The sequence below is a fragment of the Vibrio sp. Vb0598 genome, assembly GCF_033338935.1.
GTDB lineage: Bacteria > Pseudomonadota > Gammaproteobacteria > Enterobacterales > Vibrionaceae > Vibrio > Vibrio alginolyticus.
This window is the reverse complement of record NZ_JAWOTP010000322.1, coordinates 1-1,020: the sequence shown is the minus strand read 5'-3', so window position 1 is coordinate 1,020 and position 1,020 is coordinate 1. Positions and strand designations below refer to the sequence as shown.

Here is a 1,020-nt window from a genome sequence, read left to right as displayed (position 1 = left end):
TATCGCCTTTAGTTAGGCTCTCTAGCGCATTGAGAATACGTGTTAATGGCTCACGCACACTTTGCGCGATGTGATAGCCGATAGCCGCCGCAAACAAAACCACAACTACACCAATCACAATCGCTTTCGTCACGCCAGCAGAGTAAATGTCACCGGCATCATCAAGAGATTCGTTTAGTTTGTCTGTTGCTGTCGTTGTGAATTGCTCAAGGATAGCCATCGTAGAATCGACTTTGTTAGCTAAGTTCGCAATGTTGTCGTACAGAGCTGCGCGAGCGTTGAGGTAGTTGTTGTGTTGGTCTAGCACACCACCACGCATACCTACGTCACGGGTAAATTGTTCTACGGATTCGCCAAAAGCTTTTTCTAGCTCAGGAAGTTGAGTGACCAACCCACGGAACGCGTAGTTCAAGTGCGTTACTGCTTTACGGTTTTTCGTTACCGCTTGCGTAACAAACTCAGGATTGGAGCTGGCCAGCGCATCGGAAGTGATCACTGCGGCATCTTTGAGTTTGATGAAGTAGCTTTTCGCCATAACCTTCACTGAAATACTCGATTGGTCTGCAACGTATTCTTTCAGGCCAACAGAAAGTTCAGTGTTGAGTTTTTGAAAGCGGCGCGATGACTTCTGCACTTCTTCTTGTGCTGAAAACATTGCTTCATAGTTGTCCATCGCTTCGAGTGCTTCGGTAAAGTAGCTTTGCCCTAGCGTCTTCAGTTGAGAAAAAGGTTCGGCAAGATAAGTGTAGATCTGGCTTGCTGATTCGATCTGCGCCAAAGTGGATTCAAAACGTTGTTGAGATCTCGCAAACTCCTGACGCATTTCTTCCATGCGCTGTTTATTCTCAGTGGTCAGAAAATCTTTAAAAGACTTGTCGGCAGAAAGCAGTTCCACACTGGTTTGGTTAGATAACGATACAAGGGGCAACGATGATTTAGAGACGGTTTCAAATTTCCCGTGAATATCGTGCATTCCCCCCATCATAATGGCAATTGTGACAGCAAACAGGATGATGATCA

General features: G+C 45.9%; 1 pseudogene. It reads right to left on the bottom strand.

Going from position 1 to position 1,020, the window contains the following annotated elements:
- Positions 1-1,018 (bottom strand): annotated as a pseudogene (locus tag R7Q38_RS25000) (methyl-accepting chemotaxis protein); the annotation flags it as partial.
- Positions 1,019-1,020: the final 2 nt, after the last annotated feature.